Origin of the sequence: Pseudomonas sp. A-B-19, from assembly GCF_019947515.1 — a bacterium.
Classification (GTDB): domain Bacteria; phylum Pseudomonadota; class Gammaproteobacteria; order Pseudomonadales; family Pseudomonadaceae; genus Aquipseudomonas.
Genome location: NZ_JAGYGN010000006.1, coordinates 183,048 through 209,547 on the forward strand (window position 1 = coordinate 183,048; position 26,500 = coordinate 209,547).

Sequence of the window (26,500 nt, forward strand, 5' to 3'; positions counted from 1 at the left end):
CATGACACAACAGATTGTCGTGGCGGCACTGTATAAGTTCGTCACCCTGGAAGATTACGTCGCCCTGCGCGAGCCCCTGCTGCAAGCGATGGTCGACAACGGCATCAAAGGCACCCTGCTGATCGCCGAAGAGGGCATCAACGGCACCGTGTCCGGCAGCCGCGAAGGCATCGACGGGCTGATGGCCTGGCTCAAGAACGACCCGCGCATGGACGACATCGACCATAAAGAGTCGTACTGCGATGATCAGCCGTTCTACCGCACCAAAGTCAAGCTCAAGAAAGAAATCGTCACCCTCGGCGTGGAAGGCGTGGACCCGAACAAAAAGGTCGGCACCTACGTCGATCCGCAGGACTGGAACGCGCTGATCAGCGACCCCGAAGTGCTGTTGATCGACACCCGTAACGATTACGAAGTCTCGATCGGTACCTTCGAAGGCGCCATCGATCCGAAAACCACCAGTTTTCGCGAATTTCCCGACTACATCAAAGCCAACTTCGACCCGGCCGTGCACAAGAAGGTCGCGATGTTCTGCACCGGCGGCATCCGCTGCGAGAAGGCGTCGAGCTACATGCTCAGCGAAGGCTTCGACGAGGTCTACCACCTCAAGGGAGGCATCCTCAAGTACCTCGAAGAGGTGCCGCAGGAAGAAACCAGGTGGCAGGGCGACTGCTTCGTGTTCGACAACCGCGTGACCGTTCGTCACGACCTGAGCGAAGGCGACTACGATCAATGTCATGCCTGCCGCACGCCGGTGAGCGTGGAAGACCGCGCGTCCGAGCATTACGTGGCCGGCATCAGTTGCCCGCATTGCTGGGATAAGCTGAGTGAGAAGACCCGTCGCAGTGCCATCGACCGGCAGAAGCAGATCGAACTGGCCAAGGCCCGTAACCAGCCTCATCCGATCGGCTACAACTACAAGCAAGCATCCTCCGAGGCCTGAACCATGTCTGCGCGCCTGCTCTATGTGATGGACCCGATGTGTTCCTGGTGCTGGGGGTTTGCCCCGGTGGCCAACGCACTGGTCGAGCAGGCGCAAGCCGCGGGTGTGGATGTGCATCTGATCGTGGGAGGTTTGCGCACCGGTAGCGGTGCGGCGCTGGAACCGACGACCCGACGCTACATCCTTGAACACTGGCAGGCGGTCACCGAGGCCACCGGCCAGCCCTTCAAGCTTGAAGGCGCGTTACCCGATGGCTTTGTCTACGATACCGAACCTGCCTGCCGGGCACTGGTGACGGCGCGCACACTGGCGCCGGATTGTGCCTGGAAACTGCTCGGGCTGATTCAAAAAGCATTTTATGCCGAAGGACGCGACGTCACCCGCGCCAGCGTTCTGGTGGAGCTGGCCGAACAGGCCGGTCTGCCGCGCATCGAATTCGCCGCCGCGTTTGACCGCGCCGATATGCACACCGCGACGGCAGCTGATTTCACCTGGGTCCAGGACCTGGGCATTGCCGGTTTCCCCACCCTGCTGGCTGAGCGTAACGGCCAACTGGCGCTGTTGACCAACGGCTATCAGCCATTGAGCGAGTTGTCTGCGCTGCTCGGCCGCTGGCTGGAGCGTGCTGCCTGTGCATGACCTGCCCGATGATGTTGCAAGCGCTAAACGTGTCGACCGTCTGAGCTGGGCAGAAATCCGCCGCCTGGCCCTGTATCACAAGAAATCCCTGTGGATCGCCAACGGCGTGGCCGTGCTGGCGACCTTGTGCAGCGTGCCGATTCCCTTGCTCCTGCCATTGCTGGTGGACGAGGTGTTGCTGGGGCACGGTGATGCGGCGCTGAAGATCATGAACCTCGCGCTGCCTGAAGGCTGGCAGAAAGCCGCGGGCTACATCGGCCTGATGCTGCTGGTGACCCTGACCCTGCGCTGCGCGGCGCTGATGTTCAACGTAGTGCAGGCGAAATTGTTCGCGGGGCTGGCCAAGGACATCGTCTATCGCATTCGCATACGCCTGATCGAACGGCTCAAGCGTATCTCGCTGGGTGAATACGAAAGCCTGGGCAGCGGCTCGGTGACCACGCATCTGGTCACTGACCTGGACACACTGGACAAATTCGTCGGTGAAACCCTCAGCCGTTTCCTCGTGGCCATGCTGACCCTGGTGGGCACCGCCTCCATCCTGATGTGGATGCACTGGAAACTGGCGCTGCTGATTCTGCTGTTCAACCCGCTGGTGATCTACGCCACGGTGCAATTGGGCAAGCGGGTCAAGCACCTGAAGAAACTCGAGAACGACAGCACTTCGCGCTTCACCCAGGCGCTGACCGAAACGCTGGATGCGATCCAGGAAGTTCGCGCCGGCAACCGCCAGGGTTTTTTCCTCGGTCGCTTGGGGCAGCGCGCCCGGGACGTGCGCGACTACGCGGTGAATTCGCAATGGAAAACCGATGCGTCGAACCGCGCCAGCGGCTTGCTGTTCCAGTTCGGCATCGATATTTTCCGGGCCGCGGCGATGCTTACCGTACTGTTTTCCGACCTTTCAATCGGCCAGATGCTCGCGGTGTTCAGCTACCTGTGGTTCATGATCGGTCCGGTGGAACAACTGCTGAACCTGCAATATGCCTACTACGCAGCCGATGGTGCGCTGTCGCGGATCAACGAACTGCTGTCCCGCGCCGATGAGCCTGAGTACTCGGGTGGAGTCGACCCGTTCAGTGGTCGCGAGACGGTCGGGCTGGAAGTGCAGGGGTTGAGTTTCGGCTACGGTGATGAACTGGTCTTGAACCAGATGAACCTGTCCATCGCCCCCGGCGAAAAGGTCGCAATCGTCGGTGCCAGTGGCGGCGGCAAGAGCACGCTGGTGCAACTGCTGCTGGGCTTGTATACGCCGCTGGCGGGCACCATTCGTTTTGGTGGTTCTACCCAGCAGGAGATCGGCCTGGAAACCGTGCGGGAAAATGTCGCCGTAGTCCTGCAACATCCGGCGCTGTTCAACGACACCATTCGCGCCAACCTGACCATGGGCCGCGAACGCAGTGACGAGGCCTGCTGGCAGGCACTGGAAATCGCCCAATTGCACGGCACGGTCCGGGATCTGCCCAGTGGCCTGGACAGCATCGTCGGGCGCTCCGGCGTGCGTTTGTCCGGCGGGCAGCGCCAGCGCCTGGCCATCGCCCGGATGGTCCTGGCCGAGCCCAAAGTGGTGATCCTCGATGAAGCCACCTCCGCGCTCGATGCCGCCACCGAATACAACCTGCATCAGGCACTGGCGCGGTTCCTGAGCAATCGCACCACGCTGATCATTGCCCACCGTCTTTCGGCGGTAAAACAAGCCGATCGTGTGTTGGTGTTCGACGGCGGGCAAATTGCCGAGGACGGCGACCACCAGCAACTGATCGCCGAGGGTGGGTTATACGCCAAGCTGTATGGGCATTTGCAGCAGTTGTAGCGAGCCGCCGATCCAATACGGTAAAACATGATCGCGACCGAACTCAGCGGCCGCGATGTTCCCTTCGGGCAAAGCTTGTCGCTTGCCGGGATCGGGATCGCAACCTAGTCTAGCTGTAGCGATTTCGTCCGGAAGACGAGCAAGCAGTGCTAACGCAAGGGACCTCATGAATCAAAAGCGGACTCTCGGAACGCCACGGCTGTTGGGCATTGTCTGGCCATTTATCGCCGTAGTGGTGTTTCAGGCCCTCTTGGGCGGTCTCAGCCTTTATGTACTGTCGGCTGTTCGCGGTTATGTCGCCGGGGAGAGCCTGTGGTCCAAGGGCCAGAAAGACGCCATCTATTACCTCAATCTCTACGCCGACAGCGGCGACGAAGCGATTTTTCATAAATACCAGAACGCCATTTCCGTGCCTCAGGGCGGGCATGAATTGCGTGTGGCGCTGGATCATCGGCCGCCGGACATCAAGGCGGCACGTGTAGCTATCCTCAAGGGCGGCAACCATCCGGATGACATCACCAGTGTGATCTGGCTGTACCTGAATTTCCGGCACTTCAGTTACCACCAGAAAGCCATCGACCTTTGGATGGTGGGGGACACGTATCTGGTGCAACTCGATGCCATTGCGCGGCAGATGCATCAGCGCATCACCGACAGGCAGGCCACCGATGCCGATATCAGGCGCTGGAAGGATCAGATATTCGTCATCAACGAAAGCGTGACACCGGCGGCGAAGGCCTTCAGCGATGCCCTGGGCGAAGGCTCGCGGATGATTCTGCGACTGTTGCTGGTGATCAACCTCGCCACCGCCCTGGGCTTGATTGTATTGGCCTTGATGCGCACCCATAAACTGCTCAAGCAGCGCCATGCCTTCGCCGATGCGCTGCAACTGGAGAAAGAACGGGCGCAGATCACTCTGCAATCGATTGGCGACGGCGTGATCACCACGGATGTCTCCGGTGCGATTGCCTACATGAATCCGGCGGCCGAGGCATTGACCCACTGGAAGGCCGAGCAGGCGACAGGGTTGCCGCTGGCGGCGTTGTTCAACCTGCTGGATGAAAATGCGCAGACCGACGGTTTCACCCTGATCGAACATATTCTGAGTGGCCAACTCAGTGGCGGCAGTGAGCACTCCAAGTTGATTCAACGTCTGGACGGCAGCACGGTGTCGGTCACGCTGGTGGGGGCGCCGATCCGCAATGCGGGCAAAGTCAGCGGCACGGTGCTGGTGCTGCATGACATGACCCAGGAGCGGCAATACATCGCCAATCTGTCGTGGCAGGCGACCCATGACGCCTTGACCGGGCTTGCCAACCGCCGCGAATTCGAATATCGCCTGGAGCAGGCGCTGCACAACCTGACCCGCCATTCGGGTCGCCATGCCCTGATGTTCCTCGATCTGGATCAGTTCAAGCTGGTCAACGATACCTGCGGTCACGCGGCGGGCGACGAACTGTTGCGGCATATCTGTGCCTTGTTGCAATCCGGGTTGCGCGAAGGCGATACCCTGGCACGCCTTGGTGGCGACGAGTTCGGTATCCTGCTGGAAAACTGCGCACCGGAAGCGGCGGAGAAAATTGCCGAGAGCCTGCGTCAGACTGTGCAAAATCTGCATTTTGTCTGGAAGGGCCGGCCTTTCGTGGCCACTGTCAGTATCGGGCTGGTCCATGTTGCGCAGAATCCGACGACGCTCGAAGCCTCGCTGCGTGCTGCCGACATGGCGTGCTACATGGCCAAGGAAAAGGGCCGGAACCGGGTCCAGGTCTATCATCCGGATGACTCGGAATTGTCCCTGCGCTTCGGTGAAATGGCCTGGGTGCAGCGTTTGCACATGGCGCTGGAGGAGGACCGCTTCTGTCTGTACGCCCAGGAAATTGTACCCTTGGGTCATGTCGAACCGGGTGGCGGGCATATCGAGATTCTGCTGCGATTGCATGACGAAGCCGGGCGGATGATCTTGCCCGACAGCTTCATTCCGGCAGCTGAACGCTATGGCCTGATGAGTTCGCTGGACCGTTGGGTGGTGCAGAACGTGTTCAAGATCATTGCCCAATGCCGGGCCGAGTCACACCATGGGCCGCTGGCCATGTGTGCAATCAATCTGTCAGGCACGACGATCGGGGATGAGGCGTTCCTGGACTTCCTGCGCGAACAGTTTGTGACGTATTCGATTCCGCCTGAAATGATTTGTTTTGAAATTACTGAAACCAGTGCTATTTCAAATCTTGGCAGCGCCATTCGATTCATTAATGAACTCAAAGGCTTAGGATGCTATTTTTCACTGGATGATTTTTGTGCCGGAATGTCCTCATTCGCGTACCTGAAACATTTGCCTGTAGACTTCCTGAAGATCGATGGGAGTTTCGTAAAGGATATGCTGGACGACCCGATCAACCGCGCCATGGTCGAAGTGATCAATCACATCGGTCATGTCATGGGTAAGCGCACGATTGCCGAGTTTGTCGAAACGCCTCAGATCGAGCAGGCATTGCTGGAGATCGGGGTGGATTACGCTCAAGGGTATGTGATTGAACGCCCGCATTTGTTTACCTTTGATAGCCTGCTAAGTCGTCCTGCCAGGCCCCAGCCGCTGTTGTTCAAGGCCCCTGGCACGTTCCGTTGAAACTCCTGCCGGTCTCACAATCACAATCAAAAGGAGCTCGACAGTGATCGACACATTCAACCGAACCGGACCACTCATGGAAGCTGCAAGTTACCCTGCCTGGGCCCAGCGCCTGATCCAGGATTGCAGCGAGAGCAAGCGCCGGGTTGTCGAACACGAACTGTACCAACGCATGCGAGACAACAAACTCAGTGCAAAGACCATGCGCCAATACCTGATCGGTGGCTGGCCGGTGGTCGAACAGTTCGCGTTGTATATGGCACAAAACCTCACCAAGACACGCTTTGCCCGTCATCCCGGCGAAGACATGGCCCGTCGCTGGCTGATGCGTAATATCCGCGTCGAATTGAACCACGCCGATTACTGGGTGCATTGGAGTCGCGCGCACGGCGTCAGCCTGGAAGACCTGCAGGCACAGCAGGTTGCACCGGAGCTTCACGCCTTGAGCCATTGGTGCTGGCACACCAGTTCAGCCGACTCGCTGATCGTTGCGATTGCCGCTACCAACTACGCCATCGAAGGGGCGACCGGGGAATGGTCGGCGGTCGTTTGTTCCAACGGTATCTACGCCGCCTCGTTCCCCGAGGAAGATCGCAAGCGAGCGATGAAGTGGCTGAAGATGCATGCCCAGTACGACGATGCCCATCCATGGGAAGCCCTGGAAATCATTTGCACATTGGCGGGCACCAACCCGAGCAAATCCCTGCAGGTGGAGTTGCGCCAGGCGGTGTGCAAGAGCTACGACTACATGTACCTGTTTCTCGAGCGTTGCATGCAGTTGGAGCACGCAGAGCGGGTACCGGTCGCGCGTGAGCGGATGGCACTGGCTGAAAGCTGATTCAATCGCTGTTTGAAAAACCATTGCAGGAGCGAGCAAGCTCGCTCCTGCATTATCAGCCCGCCATCTCCAGTCGGTTACGACCTTCGCGCTTGGCCACATACAGCGCGCTGTCTGCCCGTCGCAACAGGCTTTCGGCAGACTCGCCAGGTAACAGTGTCGAACAGCCGAGGCTGACTGTCAGCACGATCATATGACTATCGGCCAGGTACTCTTGCGACTGCACTGCCAAACGCAGTCGCTCACCGACCATGGCCGCCGCCTCGCGGCTGGTGTTCGACAGCAGGATCAGGAATTCTTCACCGCCATAACGGAACACCATGTCCACGTTGCGCAGCTGCTTTTTGATCGAGGCAGCGACCGCCTTGAGCACGTCATCACCTGTGCTGTGGCCGTGGGTATCATTGACTTGCTTGAAATGATCGATGTCCAGCATCAGCACCGATAACGGTTGCAGATGGCGCCGGGATAGCTCGATTTCCCTCTGCAATGTCTGGTCCATGGCGATGCGGTTGCCGGTGCCCGTCAGCGGGTCGCGCAGTGCGCTTTGGGTGGCGGTACGGTAAAGCAGTGCGTTGCGCATCGGGAAAAGCAGGGCGGCCAGCAGTGATTCCAGATTGCCCTGTTCCTGTTCGGTGAAACGCTGATTGCGGCGGAAAATCAGCTCACCCAGGTGTTCGCCTTCGTGGCTGAGGCTGTAACTGATGGAATGGTGACCGCGTTGGCCGAACTCCAGACGCAAGTCACTGCTCTTGTGCAGGTAGCACAAGGCGTCCAGCGGCACCAATCGCTGAATCTCGCGATAGAAGGTCCCAAGAATGCGTTGCGGCTCCAGACTGGTTTGCAGCTGCAGGCTCAGTTGCTGGCGCAATTGCGCAAGACTGACAGGCCTTGTCAGAAGAGGCGGCTGCTGACCAAAGCCCAGGCGCTGCAATTTGGCGCTGTCGAAGTCAATTGCGTTGGTCTGGGAAGGTGGTTTCATAAGGCGTGCGCCCCTAAGCGGTAAGGCTGTCTTACAAGCAGGGTGAGAGCGGCTTAGGCTGCGCGTCGTACTGGTCCGTCAGTCCCGTAGGACATTTCGTACAAGTTTAATCTGCTTTGTAGGAGATAAGTAATCGCCGCACTCAAGCTTCTTCCCGTCCGCTTTCACGTTGCGTGTCTGAGCAAATTTAGAGCGAAAGTCGTGCCACTCGGTTCACATGAATAAAATTTGTATTAAATCAACGGGTTGTGCTTCGTCTATTACTTGTGCAACGCAGTGTGCGACGTTTGTTTGACAGGTGCCGGGCGTGTATTCGAGTGCCGCGACAGGAAGTCGGCGCGGCACCAAAAAGCGACGTACGGTCGCTACTGGGCGTTGAACGCCTGGCCGTTGATACCGGTGCTGTCCGGGCCCATCAGGTAAAGGTAGACCGGCATGATCTCCTCGGGCGTCGGGTTGTTCAGCGGATTTTCACCCGGGTAAGCCTGGGCGCGCATGCTGGTGCGGGTAGCGCCCGGGTTGATGCTGTTGGAGCGTACCGGGGCCACGGTGTCGACTTCGTCAGCCAGGGTTTGCATCAGGCCTTCGGTGGCGAATTTGGAGACGCCGTAAGCGCCCCAGTACGCACGTCCCTTGCGCCCGACGCTGCTGGACGTGAACACCACCGAGGCATCTTTCGACAGTTTGAGCAGCGGCAGCAGAGTGCTGGTGAGCATGAACACGGCATTGACGTTGACTTGCATGACTCGCATGAAGTTTTCGCCGGACAGCTGCTCGATCGGCGTGCGCGGGCCGATGATCGAAGCATTGTGCAGCAGGCCGTCAAGGTGCCCGAATTCGCTTTCGATCATCGCCGCCAGCTCATCGTATTGATGAGGCAGGGCGGTTTCGAGGTTGAACGGAATCACCGCCGGTTGTGGATGGCCAGCGGCTTCGATTTCGTCGTAGACCTGGATCAGGTTGGCTTCGGTCTTGCCCAGCAGCAGCACAGTTGCGCCGTGGGCCGCGTAGGTTTTTGCCGCTGCGGCGCCAATGCCGCGTCCTGCACCGGTGACCAGAATGACCCGATCCTTGAGCAGTTCGGGGCGAGCGGAATAATCAAACATAAAAAACCTCTTCAAAGACCTGCATCGGACCTGTGGCGAGGGAGCTTGCTCCCGTTCGGCTGCGAAGCAGTCGTAATCTTTTAATAATGGTTCCCGATAAGGCGCAGCATAGGCAGAGGGGTCGCTTCGCGACCCAGCGGGAGCAAGCTCCCTCGCCACAAAAGCAGGTGCCCATGTCAAGCTACCTGGCTCAGCAGCTGCAAAGCGCGCTATCGAGCACCTTGCGCAACTCCAGCGGATGGTCGACCACTACATCCGCACCCCAATGCCGCGGGTTATCGTCCGGGTGGATATAACCGAAGGTCACCGCAGCAGTCTTGGTGCCGGCATCGCGTCCCGATTCGATGTCGCGCAAGTCATCACCTACGAACAGCACGCTGGCCGGGTCCAGGTCGAGCATCTTGCAGGCCAGGATCAGCGGCTCGGGATCCGGTTTGCTGTTTTTCACATGATCCGGGCAGATCAGCAGTGCCGAACGCTCGGCCAGCCCCAGCTGTTGCATGATCAGCTCGGCGAATCGCAGTGGCTTGTTGGTGACCACGCCCCAGAGCAGGTTGGCCTTCTCGATGTCCGCCAGCAGTTCGCCCATGCCGTCGAACAGCTTGCTATGAACGGCGCAGCCTACGAGGTAGCGCTCCAGGAACTCCAGGCGCAACGCTTCGAACCCCGGCGATTCCGGGTCCATGGCGAAGGTCACCGCGACCATCGCCTTGGCGCCGCCGGAAATCTCGTCGCGGATGTGCTTGTCGTTCATCGGCGGCAAGCCGCGGTCGGCACGCATCGCCTGACAGATCGCAATGAAGTCCGGCGCGGTGTCGAGCAGGGTGCCGTCCATGTCGAAAAGAACTGCTCTGATTGGCATCGGCTTACTCCTCGCGCAGGGTCTGGATCATGTAGTTGACGTCCACGTCGGCCGCCAGTTTGTAGTGCTTGGTCAGCGGGTTGTAGGTCAGGCCGATGATGTCCTTGACGGTCAGGCCGGCCATGCGGCTCCAGGCGCCGAGTTCGGACGGGCGGATGAATTTCTTGAAGTCGTGGGTGCCACGCGGCAGCAACTTCATGATGTATTCGGCGCCGACGATGGCGAACAGATACGCTTTCGGGTTGCGGTTGATGGTGGAGAAGAACACCTGGCCGCCGGGCTTGACCATGCGGAAGCAGGCGCGGATGACCGACGACGGGTCTGGCACGTGCTCAAGCATTTCCAGGCAGGTGACCACGTCGAACTGCTCGGGCATTTCCTCGGCCAGGGCTTCGGCGGTGATCTGCCGGTATTCGACGTTGACGCCCGACTCCAGCTGATGCAACTGCGCGACCGCCAACGGCGCTTCACCCATGTCGATACCCATCACGGTCGCGCCGCGCTGAGCCATGGCTTCGCTGAGGATGCCGCCGCCGCAACCGACGTCGAGGACTTTCTTGCCGGCCAGGTTGACGCGTTCGTCGATCCAGTTGACTCGCAGCGGGTTGATATCGTGCAGCGGTTTGAATTCGCTTTCGCGGTCCCACCAGCGATGAGCCAGGGCTTCGAATTTGGCGATTTCGGCGTAGTCGACGTTGCTCATGGTCTAGTCCTCTAAAACTTGAAAAATCCTGTTGCCCCGGATGGCGTTCCAGGGTGCTTACGATTCGGTACGGCCGCTGATGCGCTGGCCCCAGGCCTTGGCGACAGAGCCAAGCTGTTGTTCATCCAGGCGTGTCAGGCGGCGGTCGTCGAGCAACTGCTTGCCGGCAACCCAAAGGTGTTTCACGCAGTCCCGGCCAGTGGCGTATATAAGCTGCGAAACCGGGTCGTAGACCGGTTGCTGGGCCAGCCCGGAGAGGTCGAACGCGACCATGTCCGCAGCTTTGCCGATTTCCAGTGAGCCGGTTTCGGCCTCGATACCCAGTGCCCGGGCCCCGTTGAGGGTGGCCATGCGCAAGGCACGATGGGCATCCAGTGCAGTCGCCGAGCCGGCGACAGCCTTGGCCAGCAAGGCCGCGGTGCGGGTTTCGCCGAGCAGGTCCAGGTCATTGTTGCTGGCTGCGCCATCAGTGCCGACCGCGACATTGACCCCGGCCTGCCACAAACGCTCGACCGGGCAGAACCCGCTGGCCAGCTTCAGGTTCGACTCCGGGCAATGAATCACACTGCTGTTGCTTTCTACCAGCAGTGCCAGGTCCTCCTCGCTGATCTGGGTCATGTGAACCGCCTGGAAGCGCGGCCCCAGCAACCCCAGGCGCGCCAGTCGGGCCAGTGGCCGTTCACCGCGCTGCTCCACCGATTGCTGTACTTCGAAGGCGGTTTCATGCACGTGCATGTGGATCGAAGCGTCCAGTTCCTCGGCGATCATCCGGATTTTTTCCAGGTTCTCGTCGCCTACGGTGTAGGGGGCATGGGGACCGAAGGTGATTTTGATGCGTTCGTGGTGCTTGAGATCGCCAAACAGCTCAACGCCCTGACGAATGGCTTCGTCCGCCGTACCGGCGCCTGGAATCGGGAAATCGAGGATCGGAATCGCGATCTGTGCGCGAATGCCGCTGTTGTGCACGCGCTCGCTGGCAACCTTGGGGAAGAAGTACATATCAGAGAAACAGGTGATGCCGCCTTTGATTTGCTCGGCGATGGCAAGGTCGGTGCCGTCGCGCACGAAATCTTCATCGACCCATTTGGTCTCGGCGGGCCAGATGTGGTTTTCCAGCCAGGTCATCAATGGCAGGTCATCGGCCAGGCCTCGGAACAGTGTCATCGCCGCGTGCCCGTGGGCATTGATCAGGCCGGGGCTGAGCAACATGTCGGGCAATTCACGGATTTCGGTTGCGTTAAGCTTCAGTGCAGCAGAACGTGGGCCGATAAACACGATGCGTCCATCACGGATGCCCACGCCATGCTCCTTGAGGACAACACCAGCGGGTTCGACGGGTACCAGCCAGGTCGGCAGCAATAACAGGTCGAGCGCAGCGGCAGTGTTCGGCATCGAGGGTCGGTTCCAGTGCTTTTTGTATAGGATGGCGAAGTATACCCGAGCGTCTTCGCGGGGGGATCGCTATAATCGGCGGCTTTTGTTCATGAGTGCGGGGTGAGGGATGCGCGATCGACTGTTGGCTGCGGAAAAGGTAAAGGCCATCGATTGGCGTGATGACGCTCTCCATCTGCTGGATCAGCGTATTTTGCCGTTCGAGGAAACCTGGATTGCCTACACCAGCGCCGCTGGCGTGGCCGAGGCCATTCGCTCGATGGTGGTGCGCGGTGCACCGGCGATCGGTATCAGTGCGGCCTATGGCATCGTACTGGCGGCCCGTGCCCGGATTGCCGAAGGTGGTGACTGGTACGCAGCACTGGAGGAAGATTTTGCACTGCTGGCCGACTCCCGTCCTACCGCCGTAAACCTGTTCTGGGCACTGGGCCGCATGCACGACCGGCTCGATCGCCTGAAAGACAATGCCGATCCGCTGGAGGCACTGGAGGCCGAGGCCATCGCCATTCACGAAAGTGATCGCGAAGCCAACCTGACCATGGCGCAACTGGGTGTCGACCTGATCCGCAAGCATCAGGGCAACGCCCAGGCGATCCTGACCCACTGCAACACCGGCGCGCTGGCTACGGGCGGGTTTGGTACGGCGCTGGGGGTGATTCGTGGGGCTTTCATCGAGGGTATGGTCGAGCGGGTGTATGTCGATGAAACCCGCCCATGGCTGCAGGGTTCGCGGCTGACCGCGTGGGAACTGGCCAACGAAGGCATTCCCGTGACCCTCAATGTCGATTCCGCCGCGGCGCATATCATGAAGACCAAAGGCCCTACCTGGGTCATCGTCGGCGCTGACCGGATCACCGCCAATGGCGACGTGGCCAACAAGATCGGCACCTATCAACTGGCCGTCAATGCCATGCACCACGGCGTGCGTTTCATGGTGGTGGCGCCGAGTTCGACCATCGACATGAACCTGGCCAGCGGCGATGACATTCCGATTGAAGAGCGTGATGGTCGCGAGTTGCTGGAGGTTGGTGGCAAGCGCGTCGGGGCTGACGTCGATGCCTTCAACCCGGTGTTCGACGTGACGCCGGCAGACCTGATCGATGCGATCGTCACCGAAAAAGGCATCGTCGAGCGCCCGGATACCGCGAAAATGGCACAGTTGATGTGCCGCAAGCGTCTGCATTGATTATCGTCGGCGTCTGAGGAATCGCCATCGCGAGCAAGCTCGCTCCCACAGTGTTTGCGGTGCGCACAAAACCTGTGGGAGCGAGCTTGCTCGCGATGGGGCCGTCAAACCCAATGAACCAACCCGAATCGGCCACAAATTCTCCATTCAACACAGCTCTAAGCCCCTCTCGTCCCCTTCAAGCCTGTCACCGGTCAACTAACTACTCTCCATGCGCATCTGGGGGATAGGTGCGTGGCGGCTCTTGTGATAACATCCGGCGGTTTCCAGGGTTGCCCGAAGTGGCGACCCGTACTGCGCAGATCCATGGCATAACTCGTTGATTTGTCGTAAGTCGATGCATGGCACTCAGCCTGTATCGGCGAGCTTCGTTGGTCCCATATGGATGTGACGAAGTTTCACCAGAAAAAGGAATCAGGCTTCTCATGGGCGAACTGGCCAAAGAAATCCTCCCGGTCAATATCGAAGACGAGCTGAAGCAGTCCTACCTCGACTACGCGATGAGCGTAATTGTCGGGCGGGCACTGCCGGATGCGCGCGATGGCTTGAAGCCCGTGCACCGGCGCGTGCTGTTCGCGATGAGCGAGCTGGGCAACGACTTCAACAAGCCGTACAAGAAATCTGCCCGTGTTGTCGGTGACGTGATCGGTAAGTATCACCCGCACGGTGATACCGCGGTGTACGACACCATCGTTCGGATGGCGCAGCCATTCTCCCTGCGCTACCTGCTGGTAGACGGCCAGGGCAACTTCGGTTCGGTGGACGGCGACAACGCTGCGGCCATGCGATACACCGAAGTGCGCATGACCAAGCTGGCGCACGAGCTGCTGGCCGACCTGCACAAGGAAACCGTGGACTGGGTGCCGAACTACGACGGCACCGAAATGATCCCGGCGGTCATGCCGACCCGTATTCCCAACCTGCTGGTCAACGGCTCAAGCGGTATCGCCGTGGGCATGGCGACCAACATTCCGCCGCACAACCTCGGTGAAGTCATCGACGGTTGCCTGGCGCTCATCGACAACCCGGAGCTGACCGTCGATGAACTGATGCAATACATCCCCGGTCCGGACTTCCCGACCGCCGCGATCATCAACGGTCGCGCCGGCATCATCGAAGCCTACCGCACCGGTCGCGGGCGCATTTACATGCGCGCCCGCTCGATGATCGAAGACATCGACAAGGTCGGTGGCCGCCAGCAGATCGTCATCACCGAGCTCCCTTACCAGTTGAACAAGGCGCGTCTGATCGAGAAGATCGCCGAGCTGGTCAAAGAGAAGAAGCTTGAAGGCATCACCGAACTGCGCGACGAGTCCGACAAGGACGGTATGCGCGTGGTGATCGAGTTGCGTCGCGGCGAAGTGCCTGAGGTGATCCTCAACAACCTCTACGCCCAGACCCAGCTACAAGCGGTGTTCGGTATCAACATCGTCGCGCTGATCGACGGCCGTCCGCGGATCCTGAACCTCAAGGATCTGCTGGAAGCCTTCGTCCGTCATCGTCGCGAAGTGGTTACCCGCCGTACCGTGTTCGAACTGCGCAAGGCGCGCGAGCGTGGTCACATCCTTGAAGGTCAAGCGGTTGCCCTGTCGAACATCGACCCGGTCATCGCCCTGATCAAGGCATCGCCAACGCCGTCGGAAGCCAAGGAAGCGCTGATCAGCACCCCTTGGGAATCCTCCGCGGTGGTGGCGATGGTGGAGCGTGCCGGTGCCGACTCGTGCCGTCCGGAAAACCTCGATCCGCAATACGGTCTGCGCGAGGGCAAGTACTTCCTGTCGCCAGAACAGGCGCAAGCCATCCTGGAATTGCGTCTGCACCGCCTGACCGGTCTGGAACACGAAAAGCTGCTGGCCGAGTATCAAGAGATCCTCAACCAGATCGGCGAGCTGATCCGCATCCTCAACAGCGCCACGCGCCTGATGGAAGTGATCCGCGAAGAGCTGGAAGTGATTCGCGCCGAGTACGGCGACGTGCGTCGTACCGAAATTCTCGACGCCCGTCTCGACCTGACCCTGGGTGACATGATCCCGGAAGAAGAGCGCGTCGTGACCATTTCCCACGGTGGCTACGCCAAGACCCAGCCGCTGGCTGCGTACCAGGCCCAGCGTCGTGGCGGTAAAGGCAAGTCGGCAACCGGCGTCAAGGATGAGGACTACATCGCTCACCTGCTGGTTGCCAACAGCCACACCACGCTGCTGCTGTTCTCCAGCAAGGGCAAGGTGTACTGGCTGAAGACCTACGAAATACCTGAAGCGTCCCGCGCTGCCCGTGGGCGTCCGCTGGTCAACCTGCTGCCGCTGGATGATGGTGAGTACATCACCACCATGCTGCCGGTCGAGGAATACACCGAAGGTCACTACATCTTCATGGCCACCGCCAACGGCACCGTGAAGAAGACCCCGCTGGAATCCTTCAGCCGTCAACGCAGCGTCGGCCTGATCGCGCTGGAGCTGGACGAAGGCGACGTGTTGATTTCTGCGGCCATCACCGATGGCGAGCGTGAAGTCATGCTGTTCTCCGATGGCGGCAAAGTTACGCGCTTCAAGGAGTCCGACGTTCGCGCCATGGGCCGTACCGCCCGCGGTGTGCGCGGCATGCGCCTGCCGGAAGGCCAGAAGCTGATTTCCATGCTGATCCCGGAAGAAGGCAGCCAGATCCTCACCGCTTCGGCGCGTGGCTACGGCAAACGCACGGCGATCACCGAGTTCCCTGAGTACAAGCGTGGCGGCCAGGGTGTTATCGCCATGGTCAGCAACGAGCGTAACGGCCGTCTGGTCGGCGCGGTACAAGTGCTCGACGGCGAGGAAATCATGCTGATTTCCGACCAGGGCACCCTGGTGCGCACCCGTGTCGACGAAGTCTCCAGCCTGGGTCGTAACACCCAGGGCGTGACCCTGATCAAACTGGCCAACGATGAAACGCTGGTCGGTCTGGAGCGGGTTCAGGAGCCGTCGGAAGTCGAGGGCGAAGAGCTGGAAGGTGAAGAGGGTGAAGGGTTTGTCGGTGAAGTCGTGATCGACGACGTTGCCGAAGACCAGCAACTCGACGCCGCCGCTGACGAAGAACCGCAGGAATAAGCGGGTATGCAGGGGGCGGATGAAAATTCGCCCCCTTGTTGTTTGTCCCTTTGAATAATTATGTCCCTTCTGTAGGAGCGAGCTGGCTCGCGATGGACGTTAACGATAACGCGGGAGGCCTGGCATTCCGCGGCGTTCTCAGGTTTTTCGCGAGCAAGCTCTCTCCTGCAGGGTGTCGATTGATGTTGCGATTTATTGCGTAATACCACCAAATCAGAGCGAGATTGGATGTGAGCAAGAGAGCCTATAACTTCTGTGCCGGTCCCGCGGCGCTTCCCGAAGCTGTCCTGCAGCGCGCCCAGGGTGAACTCCTCGACTGGCACGGCAAGGGCCTGTCGGTCATGGAAATGAGCCATCGCAGCGATGAGTTCGTGTCCATTGCCACCAAGGCCGAGCAGGATCTGCGTGATCTGCTGAATATCCCCTCGAACTATAAAGTGCTGTTTCTGCAAGGTGGCGCCAGCCAGCAATTCGCTCAGATTCCTCTGAACCTGTTGCCGGAAAACGGCTCGGCCGACTATATCGACACCGGTATCTGGTCGCAGAAAGCCATCGAAGAAGCTTCGCGCTATGGCCACGTCAATGTTGCCGGCACCGCCAAGCCTTACGACTATTTCGCCATTCCCGGCCAGAACGAGTGGACGCTGTCGAAAGACGCAGCCTACGTTCACTACGCGCCGAACGAGACCATCGGCGGCCTGGAGTTCCAGTGGATTCCGGAAACCGGTGATGTTCCGCTGGTCGCTGACATGTCCTCGGACATCCTGTCGCGCCCGGTGGATGTTTCGCGTTTCGGCATGATCTACGCCGGCGCCCAGAAAAACATCGGTCCGAGTGGTATCGTCGTGAACATCGTTCGCGAAGATCTGCTGGGCAACGCCCGTTCCCTGTGCCCGACTATGCTCAACTACAAGGTCGCGGCCGATAACGGTTCGATGTACAACACCCCGCCGACTCTGGCCTGGTACCTGTCCGGCCTGGTGTTCGAGTGGTTGAAAGAGCAGGGCGGCGTCGAGGCCATCGGCAAGCTCAACGAAGTCAAGCAGCGCACGCTGTACAGCTTCATCGATGCCAGTGGCCTGTACAGCAACCCGATCAACAAGCCGGATCGCTCGTGGATGAACGTGCCATTCCGTCTGGCGGATGATCGTCTGGACAAGCCGTTCCTGGCGGGTGCCGACGAGCGTGGCCTGTTGAACCTCAAGGGGCACCGTTCCGTGGGTGGCATGCGCGCCTCCATCTATAACGCCGTCGACATCAACGCCGTCAACGCGCTGGTTTCGTACATGGCAGAGTTCGAGAAGGAACACGGCTAATGTCTGAGCAAGAACTCAAGGCACTGCGCCTGCGCATCGATGCCCTGGACGAAAAGGTCCTGGAGCTGATCAGTGAGCGTGCGCGCTGCGCCCAGGAAGTCGCGCGAGTAAAGATGGCCTCGCTGGCCGAAGGCGAAGTGCCGGTGTTCTATCGTCCTGAGCGCGAAGCTCAGGTGCTCAAGCGTGTCATGGAGCGTAACCAGGGGCCGCTGGGCAACGAAGAGATGGCGCGGTTGTTCCGTGAAATCATGTCTTCGTGCCTGGCGCTCGAGCAGCCGCTGAAAGTGGCTTATCTCGGCCCTGAAGGCACCTTTACCCAAGCTGCGGCCATCAAGCACTTTGGTCACGCGGTGATCAGCAAGCCGATGGCGGCGATCGACGAAGTGTTCCGTGAAGTGGCGGCCGGTGCGGTGAATTTTGGCGTGGTCCCGGTGGAGAACTCCACCGAAGGCGCGGTCAACCACACCCTCGACAGCTTTCTGGAACATGACATGGTGATCTGCGGCGAGGTCGAGCTGCGTATCCACCATCACCTGTTGGTCGGTGAAAACACCAAGACCGACAGCATCAGCCGCATCTACTCCCACGCCCAGTCCCTGGCCCAGTGCCGCAAGTGGCTGGACGCCCACTACCCGAATGTCGAGCGCGTGGCGGTGTCCAGCAACGCCGAAGCGGCCAAGCGGGTCAAGGGCGAGTGGAACTCGGCGGCGATTGCCGGTGACATGGCGGCCGATCTGTACGGGCTGACCCGTTTGGCCGATAAGATCGAGGATCGCCCGGATAACTCCACGCGCTTCCTGATGATCGGTAATCAGGAAGTGCCGCCGACTGGCGACGACAAGACCTCGATCATCGTTTCCATGAGCAACAAGCCGGGTGCGCTGCACGAGTTGCTGGTGCCGTTCCACGACAATGGCATCGACCTGACGCGAATCGAGACTCGTCCGTCGCGCAGCGGCAAGTGGACCTACGTGTTCTTCATCGACTTCGTCGGCCACCACCGCGACCCGCTGGTCAAAAGTGTGCTGGAAAAGATCAGTCAGGAAGCAGTGGCACTCAAAGTGCTGGGTTCCTACCCGAAAGCAGTTCTCTAAGGGGCGGTAGCAAATGAGTGGCAATTTCCTCGCTCTGGCGCAGCCGGGCGTGCAACAACTTTCGCCTTACGTTCCGGGCAAACCCGTGGACGAACTGGCTCGCGAGCTGGATCTCGATCCCGCCAGCATCGTCAAACTGGCGAGCAACGAAAACCCGCTGGGCGCCGGCCCCAAGGCGCTGGCGGCCATCCGCGATGCGCTGGTCGAGCTGACCCGTTATCCGGACGGCAACGGTTTTGCGCTCAAGACCCTGCTGGCCGAGCAGTGCCGTGTCGAGCTCAATCAAGTGACGCTGGGCAATGGCTCCAACGACATTCTTGAGCTGGTAGCGCGCGCCTATCTGGCGCCGGGCCTGAATGCCGTGTTCAGCGAGCATGCGTTCGCTGTCTACCCGATTGCCACCCAGGCGGTCGGCGCGCAGGCCAGGGTGGTTCCGGCCAAGGATTGGGGGCATGACCTGCCTGCCATGCTGGCGGCGATCGATGCCAACACCCGAGTGGTGTTCATCGCCAACCCGAACAACCCGACCGGGACCTGGTTCGACGCCGAGGCGCTGGACGAATTCCTGCAGGATGTTCCGGAGCATGTGCTGGTGGTGCTGGACGAGGCCTACATCGAGTACGCCGAAGGCAGCGATCTGCCGGATGGCCTGGACTTCCTGGCGGCTTATCCGAACCTGCTGGTTTCCCGCACCTTCTCCAAGGCCTATGGCCTGGCGGCGCTGCGCGTGGGTTATGGCTTGTCCACGGCGGTAGTCGCGGACGTGCTGAACCGTGTACGCCAGCCGTTCAACGTCAACAGCCTGGCCCTGGCTGCGGCCTGTGCAGCGTTGAAGGATGAAGAGTATCTCGCGCAAAGCCGTCAGTTGAACGAGTCCGGCATGCAGCAACTGGAAAGCGGTTTCCGTGAGCTGGGGCTGAGCTGGATCCCGTCCAAAGGCAATTTCATTTGCGTCGATCTCGGTCAAGTCGCGGCCCCGGTGTTCCAGGGCTTGCTGCGTGAAGGCGTGATCGTGCGTCCGGTGGCGAACTACGGCATGCCGAATCACCTGCGCGTCACCATTGGTCTGCCGGCAGAGAACAGCCGCTTCCTCGAGGCGCTGACCAAGGTTCTGGCTCGTGGTTGATGTCATTGCGCTGCAATCTGCTGAACCTGTGGTCGGTCGCCTGGTGGTGGTCGGTCTCGGGTTGATCGGCGGTTCGTTTGCCAAGGGTTTGCGTGAGAGCGGCCTATGCCGCGAAGTGGTCGGGGTCGATCTCGATCCGCAATCGCGCAAACTCGCGGTCGAATTGGGTGTGGTGGATCGCTGTGAGGAAGACCTGGGCATTGCTTGTCAGGGTGCCGACGTCATTCAACTGGCGGTGCCGATCCTGGCCATGGAAAAAGTGCTCGCGCGTCTGGCAGGCATGGACCTGGGGCAGGCGATCCTGACCGATGTCGGCAGTGCCAAGGGCAATGTGGTGCGTGCGGCCACCGAAGCATTCGGCAGTATGCCGTCATGCTTCGTGCCGGGGCACCCGATTGCCGGTTCCGAGCAGAGCGGGGTGGAAGCCTCCAATGCCGAACTGTTTCGTCGCCATAAAGTGATCCTCACGCCGCTGGCGCAAACCGATCCGGCAGCCCTGGCGGTAGTCGACCGTTTGTGGCGCGAATTGGGCGCCGATGTCGAGCACATGCAGGTCGAACGTCACGACGAAGTCTTGGCGGCGACCAGCCATCTGCCACACTTGCTGGCGTTCGGTTTGGTCGACTCACTGGCCAAGCGCAATGAAAACCTTGAGATCTTCCGTTACGCTGCGGGCGGTTTCCGCGATTTCACAAGAATCGCCGGAAGCGACCCGGTCATGTGGCACGACATCTTCCTCGCCAACCGCGAAGCTGTCCTGCGCACACTCGATACATTTCGCAGCGACCTCGACGCCTTGCGCGACGCGGTCGATGCAGGGGATGGGCACCAATTGTTGGGCGTATTCACTCGCGCCCGGGTTGCCCGCGAGCATTTCAGTAAAATCCTGGCCCGCAGGGCCTATGTGGACGCTATGAATTCCAACGATCTGATTTTCCTGGCTCAACCTGGTGGCCGCCTGTCCGGTCGGATTCGCGTACCAGGTGACAAATCGATTTCCCACCGTTCGATCATGCTCGGTTCCCTGGCTGAAGGCGTCACCGAAGTCGAAGGTTTCCTCGAGGGCGAAGATGCCCTGGCGACCTTGCAGGCATTCCGTGACATGGGCGTCGTCATCGAAGGCCCGCACCACGGTCGCGTGACCATTCACGGTGTCGGCCTGCATGGCCTGAAGCCGGCGCCGGGCCCGATCTATCTGGGCAACTCCGGTACTTCGATGCGTCTGCTGTCCGGCCTGCTGGCCGCGCAGAACTTCGACAGCACCCTGACCGGCGACGCTTCGCTGTCCAAGCGCCCGATGAATCGCGTGGCCAATCCGCTGCGTGAAATGGGTGCCGTGATCGAAACCGCCGCCGAGGGTCGTCCACCGATGACCATTCGTGGCGGCAACAAGCTCAAGGGCCTGACCTACACCATGCCGATGGCCAGTGCCCAGGTTAAGTCCTGCCTGCTGTTGGCCGGCCTGTATGCCGAAGGCAAGACCACGGTTACCGAGCCTGCGCCGACCCGCGACCATACCGAGCGCATGCTGCGCGGTTTCGGCTACCCGGTAACCGTCAACGGTGCTACCGCATCGGTCGAGTCCGGCAGCAAACTGACCGCGACCCACATTGAAGTCCCGGGTGATATCTCTTCCTCGGCATTTTTCCTGGTGGCCGCCTCGATCGCCGAAGGTTCGGAGCTGGTGCTCGAACACGTCGGCATCAACCCGACCCGTACCGGCGTGATCGACATCCTGCGCCTGATGGGCGCCGACATCACCCTGGAAAACCAGCGTGAAGTGGGTGGCGAACCAGTAGCTGACTTGCGCGTACGTGCAGCTAAACTCAAGGGTATCGAGATTCCCGAGGCGCTGGTTCCGCTGGCGATCGACGAGTTCCCGGTGCTGTTCGTCGCCGCGGCCTGTGCCGAAGGGCGCACCGTGTTGCGTGGCGCCGAAGAGCTGCGGGTCAAGGAGTCGGACCGCATCCAGGTCATGGCTGATGGTTTGCTGGCGCTGGGCGTCAAGTGCGAACCCACCCCGGATGGCATCATCATCGACGGCGGCCAGATCGGCGGCGGTGAAGTGCACGGTCATGGCGATCACCGTATCGCCATGGCATTCAGCGTTGCCTCGCTACGCGCCAGTGCGCCGATCCGCATTCATGATTGCGCCAACGTCGCGACATCGTTCCCGAACTTCCTGGCGCTGTGCGCACAGGTCGGTATTCGTGTGGCACAAGAGGCGCAGTCGTGATCAGCATTGCACCGGTCATCACCATCGATGGGCCAAGCGGTTCGGGCAAGGGCACGGTAGCCGGGATTCTGGCCAAGCGCCTGGGCTGGAACCTGCTGGACTCCGGTGCGTTGTACCGACTGCTGGCCTTCGCCGCGCATAACCATGGTGTCGACCTGACCAATGAAGAGCTGCTGAAGAAACTCGCCGCTCATCTGGATGTGCAGTTCATCGCGGCGACGGAAGGTCAGTTGCAACGCATCATTCTGGAAGGTGATGAAGTCAGCGATGTCATTCGTACCGAAAGCGTCGGTTCCGGCGCTTCCCAGGTGGCTGCGCTGCCGGCTGTACGCGAGGCGCTGCTGCAGCGCCAGCGAGCTTTTCAGGAAGCGCCGGGTCTTGTGGCGGATGGTCGCGACATGGGGACCGTGGTTTTTCCTGACGCGCCGCTGAAGATTTTTCTGACCGCCAGCGCCGAGGAGCGGGCGCGCCGCCGATATTTGCAGTTGAAGGGCAAAGTCGAGGGTGTTAGTCTGTCGAGTCTGCTAGATGAGATACGTGCACGCGATGAGCGTGACACCCAGCGAGCGGTAGCCCCGCTCAAACCGGCGGCTGACGCCATACAGCTGGATTCCACGGAATTATCCATCGACCAGGTGCTGGAACGCATCATGAGCGAGATCGCCATTCGCGATATCGCCGGGTGACCAAGAAGGCCGCAGGGGACCAGTCATAGTCCTGCGGTGGCTTCTTTTAAATGAAACTAACCCACACCGTCTGGGGTGTGGAGATGGGCGTATTCTTCGCCCTCATCAACAGGAATTAAAATGAGCGAAAGCTTTGCGGAACTCTTTGAAGAAAGCCTAAAAACCCTGAACCTTCAGGCAGGCTCCATCATCACCGGTGTTATCGTTGATATCGATTACCAGGCTCGCTGGGTAACCGTTCACGCTGGCCTGAAGTCTGAAGCACTCATCCCGCTTGAGCAGTTCTACAACGACGCTGGCGAACTGAACATCAACGTCGGTGACGAAGTTCACGTTGCTCTGGACTCGGTTGAAGACGGCTTTGGTGAAACCAAGCTGTCCCGTGAAAAAGCCAAGCGCGCTGAATGCTGGATTGTTCTGGAAGCAGCCTTCGCAGCCGAAGAAGTGGTCAAGGGCGTTATCAACGGTAAGGTTAAAGGCGGCTTCACTGTCGACGTTAACGGCATCCGTGCGTTCCTGCCAGGTTCTCTGGTTGACGTCCGTCCAGTGCGCGACACCACGCACCTGGAAGGCAAAGAGCTGGAATTCAAGGTCATCAAGCTGGACCAGAAGCGCAACAACGTTGTCGTTTCCCGTCGCAGCGTCCTGGAAGCCGAGAACTCCGCCGAGCGCGAAGCTCTGCTGGAATCCCTGCAGGAAGGCCAACAAGTCAAAGGTATCGTCAAGAACCTCACCGATTACGGCGCATTCGTCGATCTGGGTGGCGTCGATGGCCTGCTGCACATTACCGACATGGCCTGGAAGCGTATCAAGCATCCTTCCGAAATCGTCAACGTTGGCGACGAGATCGATGTCAAGGTTCTGAAGTACGATCGCGAGCGCAATCGTGTTTCCCTGGGCCTGAAGCAACTGGGTGAAGATCCATGGGTTGCTATCAAAGCCCGTTACCCGGAAGGCACCCGCGTTACCGCGCGTGTAACCAACCTGACCGACTACGGCTGCTTCGCTGAGCTCGAAGAAGGCGTTGAAGGTCTGGTACACGTTTCCGAAATGGACTGGACCAACAAGAACATCCACCCTTCGAAAGTCGTACAAGTCGGCGACGAAGTGGAAGTCATGGTTCTGGACATCGACGAAGAGCGTCGTCGTATCTCCCTGGGCATCAAGCAGTGCAAGTCCAACCCATGGGAAGACTTCTCTGGTCAGTTCAACAAGGGCGATAAAATCTCCGGCACCATCAAGTCGATCACCGATTTCGGTATCTTCATTGGTCTGGACGGCGGCATCGACGGTCTGGTTCACCTGTCCGACATCTCCTGGAACGAAGTGGGCGAAGAAGCCGTACGCCGTTTCAAGAAGGGCGACGAGCTGGACACCGTTATCCTGTCGGTTGACCCAGAGCGCGAGCGCATCTCCCTGGGTATCAAGCAACTGGAAAGCGATCCGTTCTCCGAGTACGTTCAAGAGAACGACAAAGGCGCCATCGTTAAAGGCATCGTGAAGGAAGTTGACGCTAAAGGCGCCATCATCACTCTGGCCGACGATATCGAAGCGACTCTGAAAGCCTCCGAAATCAGCCGTGACCGCGTTGAAGACGCGCGCAACGTTCTGAAAGAAGGCGAAGAAGTAGAAGCCAAGATCATCAGCGTTGACCGCAAGAGCCGTGTAATTCAGCTCTCGATCAAGTCGAAAGACGTTGAAGACGAGAAAGAAGCAATTCAGAGCCTGCGCGACAAGCCAGTAGCTACTGATGCTCCTGTGGCCACCACTCTGGGTGACCTGCTGCGTGCACAAATGGAAAAACAGAACTAAGTTCTGACTTTCTGTAAAAAAGGGCGACTTCGGTCGCCCTTTTTTTGTGCCTGGATTTTGGTGAATCGCGCCAGGCTTTAGCGGCTCGAGTGGTGAACCAATGGTGGCGAAAAAATGTCTGATTGTTTAGTCGGATCAAGCGCTTATTTGCAGCTAGTCTTTAGCCTGAGACTAATGATCGCCCGGTGGGCTTTCTGGCAAAAGGACGTGAATGAACAAACTCATTGTCGCAGTAGCGGTGCTGGCGCTAGCGGGTTGTGCCACCAATGCCAAAACTCACGTAGTGCACGGGGTTAGCGGCATAGAGGTCGATTGTTCGGGGCTCGGTTCGAGATGGGATAAGTGTTACAAACGTGCGGCCAAAGAGTGCAGAGGGGCAGGCTACAAAGTTGTAACGAGATCTGATGATATCAAGGAAGAGGAGGAGAGCTTCCTCTTTGGATTCAATCCCGCAGGTTTCCTGACGCGCACTATGTTGGTGATTTGTCGATGAGATGGTAACCGTCAGAGGTCTTGCGCCTTTCAGAAATCAAGCATTTTTGGGTTGGGGGAAAGGATGGCAAAAATCGGGCTGTTCAAATCATGCCGGCGTACTAAAACCTCTGAAGTCTGCTTATGCCTTGAGGATCAGTACTAGGGCGGTGGTAAGTTGAACGTTGATTTTATTGGGGTTTTTTTCTGGTGTTCAGCTGATGCGATGATGCGGTATCCTGCGCGCGTTCGTTGAGGCGGGAACTCATTGCTGTTTTGGCTTTATTTGTTGAGGTTTTCTGGCGCAAATGTAGTTGCAATGGCAACCTGCAGGCAATGTGGTGCCGGGTATTGACGGTCAAGATCAGGGCGACGTCTCTTGGGAGTCGATGGACGATTAGATCGAAGAAATGCGCCGATGGGATGTTTCTCAGTGCTTGCCGGATGATCTGCTGGTAAAGGTCGACTGTGGTGCCAAGAGCGCGAGTCTCGAAACCCGGGTACCCTTGCTCGATCATCGAGTCGCGTAACAGGCGTTTTTTTGTCTTCAGAGCAGTTGATCAAAAATGGCGTCGAGAGAAATGGCCGCTTCGCGAACTGCTTAAGAGATATGTACCTACCTCGTTCTTTGATAGAGCAGAGGCGGGCTTTTCTATGCCGCTGGCGCAATGGATGCATGGACCACTGAGAGAAGTGATAGAGGGACTGCCGTGCTGTTTTGTTCAGGGGGAGTAGTGGGCACTCGTGCACTAGCAAGTTACAAGGTTGCGATGATGCTTCGAAACATGATTTCGTTTGATTTTTGCGTACGAAAAAGTTTATCGCTGGGGTTGCAGCGACTCAGAACCTGGTTGTTGAATCTCATTATGCTCAAGAGCATATCTGAAGCTGGTCTGATGATATTTATTTCAAGCTATGCACGAAGTATCATCGAGTTGCTGAGTAAGTCTGAAAGCTCCATTGCTATCCATCATGGAATTGGCTCTGTGTTTTTGGCATGGGGTAAAAGTGCCGTTCGTTCGGACTTTTTTCCCGGGAAAGAGTGCATTTTATATGTATCGAGATTTGAAGGTTGCAAACACCATTTTCAAGTGGCCAATGCTTGCGCGGAGCTATCCAGGGAGCTTTGCGAAAGGTTTTCGCTGATTCTTGTCGGGGAAACAACTCTGCCAGAAGCTGAGCGCCTAAAGGCTCTGATTGCAACGCCAGGCCTGAAAGATCGGGGCCTGCTACTGGGCGCTATTTCTTGTCAGGAACCTCTTCAGTTGTATCACCACGCTCAACTGAATCTCTTTGCCTTGTCGTGCGAGAACTGCCCAAACATCCCTCTTGATGTGCTCGCTTCAGGTCGGCCGATGACTTGTTCTAATGTTATGCCGGAGTTTGGAGCGGACGCAGCAGTTTATTTTCCATCGTTTGATTGCCGAGACATAGGTCCGGTGCTGACAGGAATTTTAACAAGTTTCGAGCTCTTGAAAAAGTTGGCCGTTGCGACAGTCGCGCAAAGTGACAGGTTTGAATGGAAAGGCACCTCAATAAAAAAGTGGTCCGAGTTGCTGGTGTTGGCTAAGTTACACAAGGTGGGTGTCTGA

22 protein-coding genes are annotated in these 26,500 nt (G+C 59.0%); 17 read left to right on the forward strand and 5 right to left on the reverse strand.

Features of this window, described 5'->3' with window-relative positions; translation table 11 throughout:
• Position 1 precedes the first annotated feature (1 nt).
• The 5 genes from KGA81_RS09285 (at position 2) to KGA81_RS09305 (ending at position 6,856) form a co-directional block, all read left to right on the forward strand.
• On the forward strand, positions 2-943 hold the full coding sequence (locus KGA81_RS09285) for a rhodanese-related sulfurtransferase (RefSeq protein ID WP_223545573.1): 942 nt from the start codon (positions 2-4) through the stop codon (positions 941-943).
• Between the two features lie 36 nt (positions 944-979).
• Complete coding sequence (locus KGA81_RS09290; protein ID WP_223545642.1) at positions 980-1,582, forward strand: DsbA family protein; 603 nt, start codon at positions 980-982, stop codon at positions 1,580-1,582.
• Entirely contained in the window at positions 1,575-3,392 is a 1,818-nt protein-coding gene (locus KGA81_RS09295) for an ABC transporter ATP-binding protein (protein ID WP_223545574.1), read from the forward strand. Before KGA81_RS09290 ends, KGA81_RS09295 begins: the two co-directional genes overlap by 8 nt.
• 166 nt (positions 3,393-3,558) lie before the next feature.
• The gene (locus KGA81_RS09300; RefSeq protein WP_223545575.1) at positions 3,559-6,018 is read left to right on the forward strand and encodes an EAL domain-containing protein; all 2,460 of its coding nucleotides are present in this window, start codon (positions 3,559-3,561) and stop codon (positions 6,016-6,018) included.
• A 76-nt stretch (positions 6,019-6,094) separates the two neighbouring features.
• Positions 6,095-6,856 (forward strand): iron-containing redox enzyme family protein, encoded by a 762-nt coding sequence (locus KGA81_RS09305; RefSeq protein WP_263293277.1) that lies wholly within the window; start codon positions 6,095-6,097, stop codon positions 6,854-6,856.
• 55 nt (positions 6,857-6,911) lie between these two features.
• On the opposite strand, the gene KGA81_RS09310 is transcribed toward KGA81_RS09305, so the two are convergent.
• The 5 genes from KGA81_RS09310 to KGA81_RS09330 all read right to left on the reverse strand — a co-directional run bounded on the left by KGA81_RS09310 (position 6,912) and on the right by KGA81_RS09330 (position 11,901).
• On the reverse strand, positions 6,912-7,838 hold the full coding sequence (locus KGA81_RS09310) for a GGDEF domain-containing protein (protein ID WP_223545577.1): 927 nt from the start codon (positions 7,836-7,838) through the stop codon (positions 6,912-6,914).
• Between the two features lie 365 nt (positions 7,839-8,203).
• The gene (locus tag KGA81_RS09315) at positions 8,204-8,944 is read right to left on the reverse strand and encodes a YciK family oxidoreductase (RefSeq protein ID WP_223545578.1); all 741 of its coding nucleotides are present in this window, start codon (positions 8,942-8,944) and stop codon (positions 8,204-8,206) included.
• A 190-nt stretch (positions 8,945-9,134) separates the two neighbouring features.
• Positions 9,135-9,806, reverse strand: coding sequence for an N-acetylmuramic acid 6-phosphate phosphatase MupP (gene mupP / locus KGA81_RS09320; RefSeq protein WP_223545579.1), 672 nt, complete (start codon positions 9,804-9,806; stop codon positions 9,135-9,137).
• A 4-nt stretch (positions 9,807-9,810) separates the two neighbouring features.
• Complete coding sequence (ubiG, locus tag KGA81_RS09325) at positions 9,811-10,509, reverse strand: bifunctional 2-polyprenyl-6-hydroxyphenol methylase/3-demethylubiquinol 3-O-methyltransferase UbiG (RefSeq protein WP_007985381.1); 699 nt, start codon at positions 10,507-10,509, stop codon at positions 9,811-9,813.
• A 57-nt stretch (positions 10,510-10,566) separates the two neighbouring features.
• Positions 10,567-11,901: a TRZ/ATZ family hydrolase gene (locus KGA81_RS09330; protein WP_223545580.1), complete on the reverse strand. Its 1,335-nt coding sequence runs from the start codon at positions 11,899-11,901 to the stop codon at positions 10,567-10,569.
• Between the two features lie 109 nt (positions 11,902-12,010).
• Here KGA81_RS09330 and mtnA point away from each other — a divergent pair, with 109 nt between their 5' ends.
• The 12 genes from mtnA to KGA81_RS09385 all read left to right on the forward strand — a co-directional run bounded on the left by mtnA (position 12,011) and on the right by KGA81_RS09385 (position 26,500).
• Positions 12,011-13,087, forward strand: coding sequence for an S-methyl-5-thioribose-1-phosphate isomerase (gene mtnA, locus KGA81_RS09335; protein ID WP_223545581.1), 1,077 nt, complete (start codon positions 12,011-12,013; stop codon positions 13,085-13,087).
• A 425-nt stretch (positions 13,088-13,512) separates the two neighbouring features.
• Complete coding sequence (gene gyrA, locus KGA81_RS09340; protein WP_223545582.1) at positions 13,513-16,167, forward strand: DNA gyrase subunit A; 2,655 nt, start codon at positions 13,513-13,515, stop codon at positions 16,165-16,167.
• 230 nt (positions 16,168-16,397) lie between these two features.
• Positions 16,398-17,483: a 3-phosphoserine/phosphohydroxythreonine transaminase gene (serC, locus tag KGA81_RS09345; protein WP_223545583.1), complete on the forward strand. Its 1,086-nt coding sequence runs from the start codon at positions 16,398-16,400 to the stop codon at positions 17,481-17,483.
• Positions 17,483-18,577, forward strand: coding sequence for a prephenate dehydratase (gene pheA / locus KGA81_RS09350; RefSeq protein ID WP_108215413.1), 1,095 nt, complete (start codon positions 17,483-17,485; stop codon positions 18,575-18,577). The genes serC and pheA overlap by 1 nt, the downstream gene beginning before the upstream one ends.
• A 13-nt stretch (positions 18,578-18,590) precedes the next feature.
• Positions 18,591-19,703, forward strand: coding sequence for a histidinol-phosphate transaminase (gene hisC / locus KGA81_RS09355; protein WP_223545584.1), 1,113 nt, complete (start codon positions 18,591-18,593; stop codon positions 19,701-19,703).
• A 28-nt stretch (positions 19,704-19,731) separates the two neighbouring features.
• On the forward strand, positions 19,732-21,939 hold the full coding sequence (locus tag KGA81_RS09360; RefSeq protein WP_317850781.1) for a bifunctional prephenate dehydrogenase/3-phosphoshikimate 1-carboxyvinyltransferase: 2,208 nt from the start codon (positions 19,732-19,734) through the stop codon (positions 21,937-21,939).
• Entirely contained in the window at positions 21,936-22,625 is a 690-nt protein-coding gene (cmk, locus tag KGA81_RS09365) for a (d)CMP kinase (RefSeq protein ID WP_223545586.1), read from the forward strand. Before KGA81_RS09360 ends, cmk begins: the two co-directional genes overlap by 4 nt.
• Positions 22,626-22,745: 120 nt before the next feature.
• The gene (gene rpsA / locus KGA81_RS09370; protein WP_204934185.1) at positions 22,746-24,437 is read left to right on the forward strand and encodes a 30S ribosomal protein S1; all 1,692 of its coding nucleotides are present in this window, start codon (positions 22,746-22,748) and stop codon (positions 24,435-24,437) included.
• Positions 24,438-24,648: 211 nt separating this feature from the next.
• Positions 24,649-24,930, forward strand: coding sequence for a hypothetical protein (locus KGA81_RS09375; protein ID WP_223545587.1), 282 nt, complete (start codon positions 24,649-24,651; stop codon positions 24,928-24,930).
• A 388-nt stretch (positions 24,931-25,318) separates the two neighbouring features.
• Positions 25,319-25,438, forward strand: a complete 120-nt coding sequence (locus tag KGA81_RS30190; RefSeq protein WP_411736547.1) for an asparagine synthase-related protein — start codon at positions 25,319-25,321, stop codon at positions 25,436-25,438.
• Positions 25,425-25,643, forward strand: a complete 219-nt coding sequence (locus KGA81_RS30195; protein ID WP_411736550.1) for an asparagine synthase-related protein — start codon at positions 25,425-25,427, stop codon at positions 25,641-25,643. Before KGA81_RS30190 ends, KGA81_RS30195 begins: the two co-directional genes overlap by 14 nt.
• Positions 25,643-26,500, forward strand: a complete 858-nt coding sequence (locus KGA81_RS09385) for a glycosyltransferase (protein ID WP_223545588.1) — start codon at positions 25,643-25,645, stop codon at positions 26,498-26,500. The genes KGA81_RS30195 and KGA81_RS09385 overlap by 1 nt, the downstream gene beginning before the upstream one ends.

Coding starts and splice junctions, on each gene's coding strand:
- KGA81_RS09305 (WP_263293277.1), top strand. CDS start 6,095: ATGGAAGCTGCAAGTTACCCTGCCTGGGCCCAGCGCCTGATCCAGGAT.
- KGA81_RS09300 (WP_223545575.1), top strand. CDS start 3,559: ATGAATCAAAAGCGGACTCTCGGAACGCCACGGCTGTTGGGCATTGTC.
- KGA81_RS09285 (WP_223545573.1), top strand. CDS start 2: ATGACACAACAGATTGTCGTGGCGGCACTGTATAAGTTCGTCACCCTG.
- KGA81_RS09310 (WP_223545577.1), bottom strand. CDS start 7,838: ATGAAACCACCTTCCCAGACCAACGCAATTGACTTCGACAGCGCCAAA.
- rpsA (WP_204934185.1), top strand. CDS start 22,746: ATGAGCGAAAGCTTTGCGGAACTCTTTGAAGAAAGCCTAAAAACCCTG.
- KGA81_RS09330 (WP_223545580.1), bottom strand. CDS start 11,901: ATGCCGAACACTGCCGCTGCGCTCGACCTGTTATTGCTGCCGACCTGG.
- gyrA (WP_223545582.1), top strand. CDS start 13,513: ATGGGCGAACTGGCCAAAGAAATCCTCCCGGTCAATATCGAAGACGAG.
- KGA81_RS30190 (WP_411736547.1), top strand. CDS start 25,319: ATGCGCCGATGGGATGTTTCTCAGTGCTTGCCGGATGATCTGCTGGTA.
- mupP (WP_223545579.1), bottom strand. CDS start 9,806: ATGCCAATCAGAGCAGTTCTTTTCGACATGGACGGCACCCTGCTCGAC.
- KGA81_RS09315 (WP_223545578.1), bottom strand. CDS start 8,944: ATGTTTGATTATTCCGCTCGCCCCGAACTGCTCAAGGATCGGGTCATT.
- KGA81_RS09375 (WP_223545587.1), top strand. CDS start 24,649: ATGAACAAACTCATTGTCGCAGTAGCGGTGCTGGCGCTAGCGGGTTGT.
- KGA81_RS09290 (WP_223545642.1), top strand. CDS start 980: ATGTGTTCCTGGTGCTGGGGGTTTGCCCCGGTGGCCAACGCACTGGTC.
- pheA (WP_108215413.1), top strand. CDS start 17,483: ATGTCTGAGCAAGAACTCAAGGCACTGCGCCTGCGCATCGATGCCCTG.
- mtnA (WP_223545581.1), top strand. CDS start 12,011: ATGCGCGATCGACTGTTGGCTGCGGAAAAGGTAAAGGCCATCGATTGG.
- ubiG (WP_007985381.1), bottom strand. CDS start 10,509: ATGAGCAACGTCGACTACGCCGAAATCGCCAAATTCGAAGCCCTGGCT.
- hisC (WP_223545584.1), top strand. CDS start 18,591: ATGAGTGGCAATTTCCTCGCTCTGGCGCAGCCGGGCGTGCAACAACTT.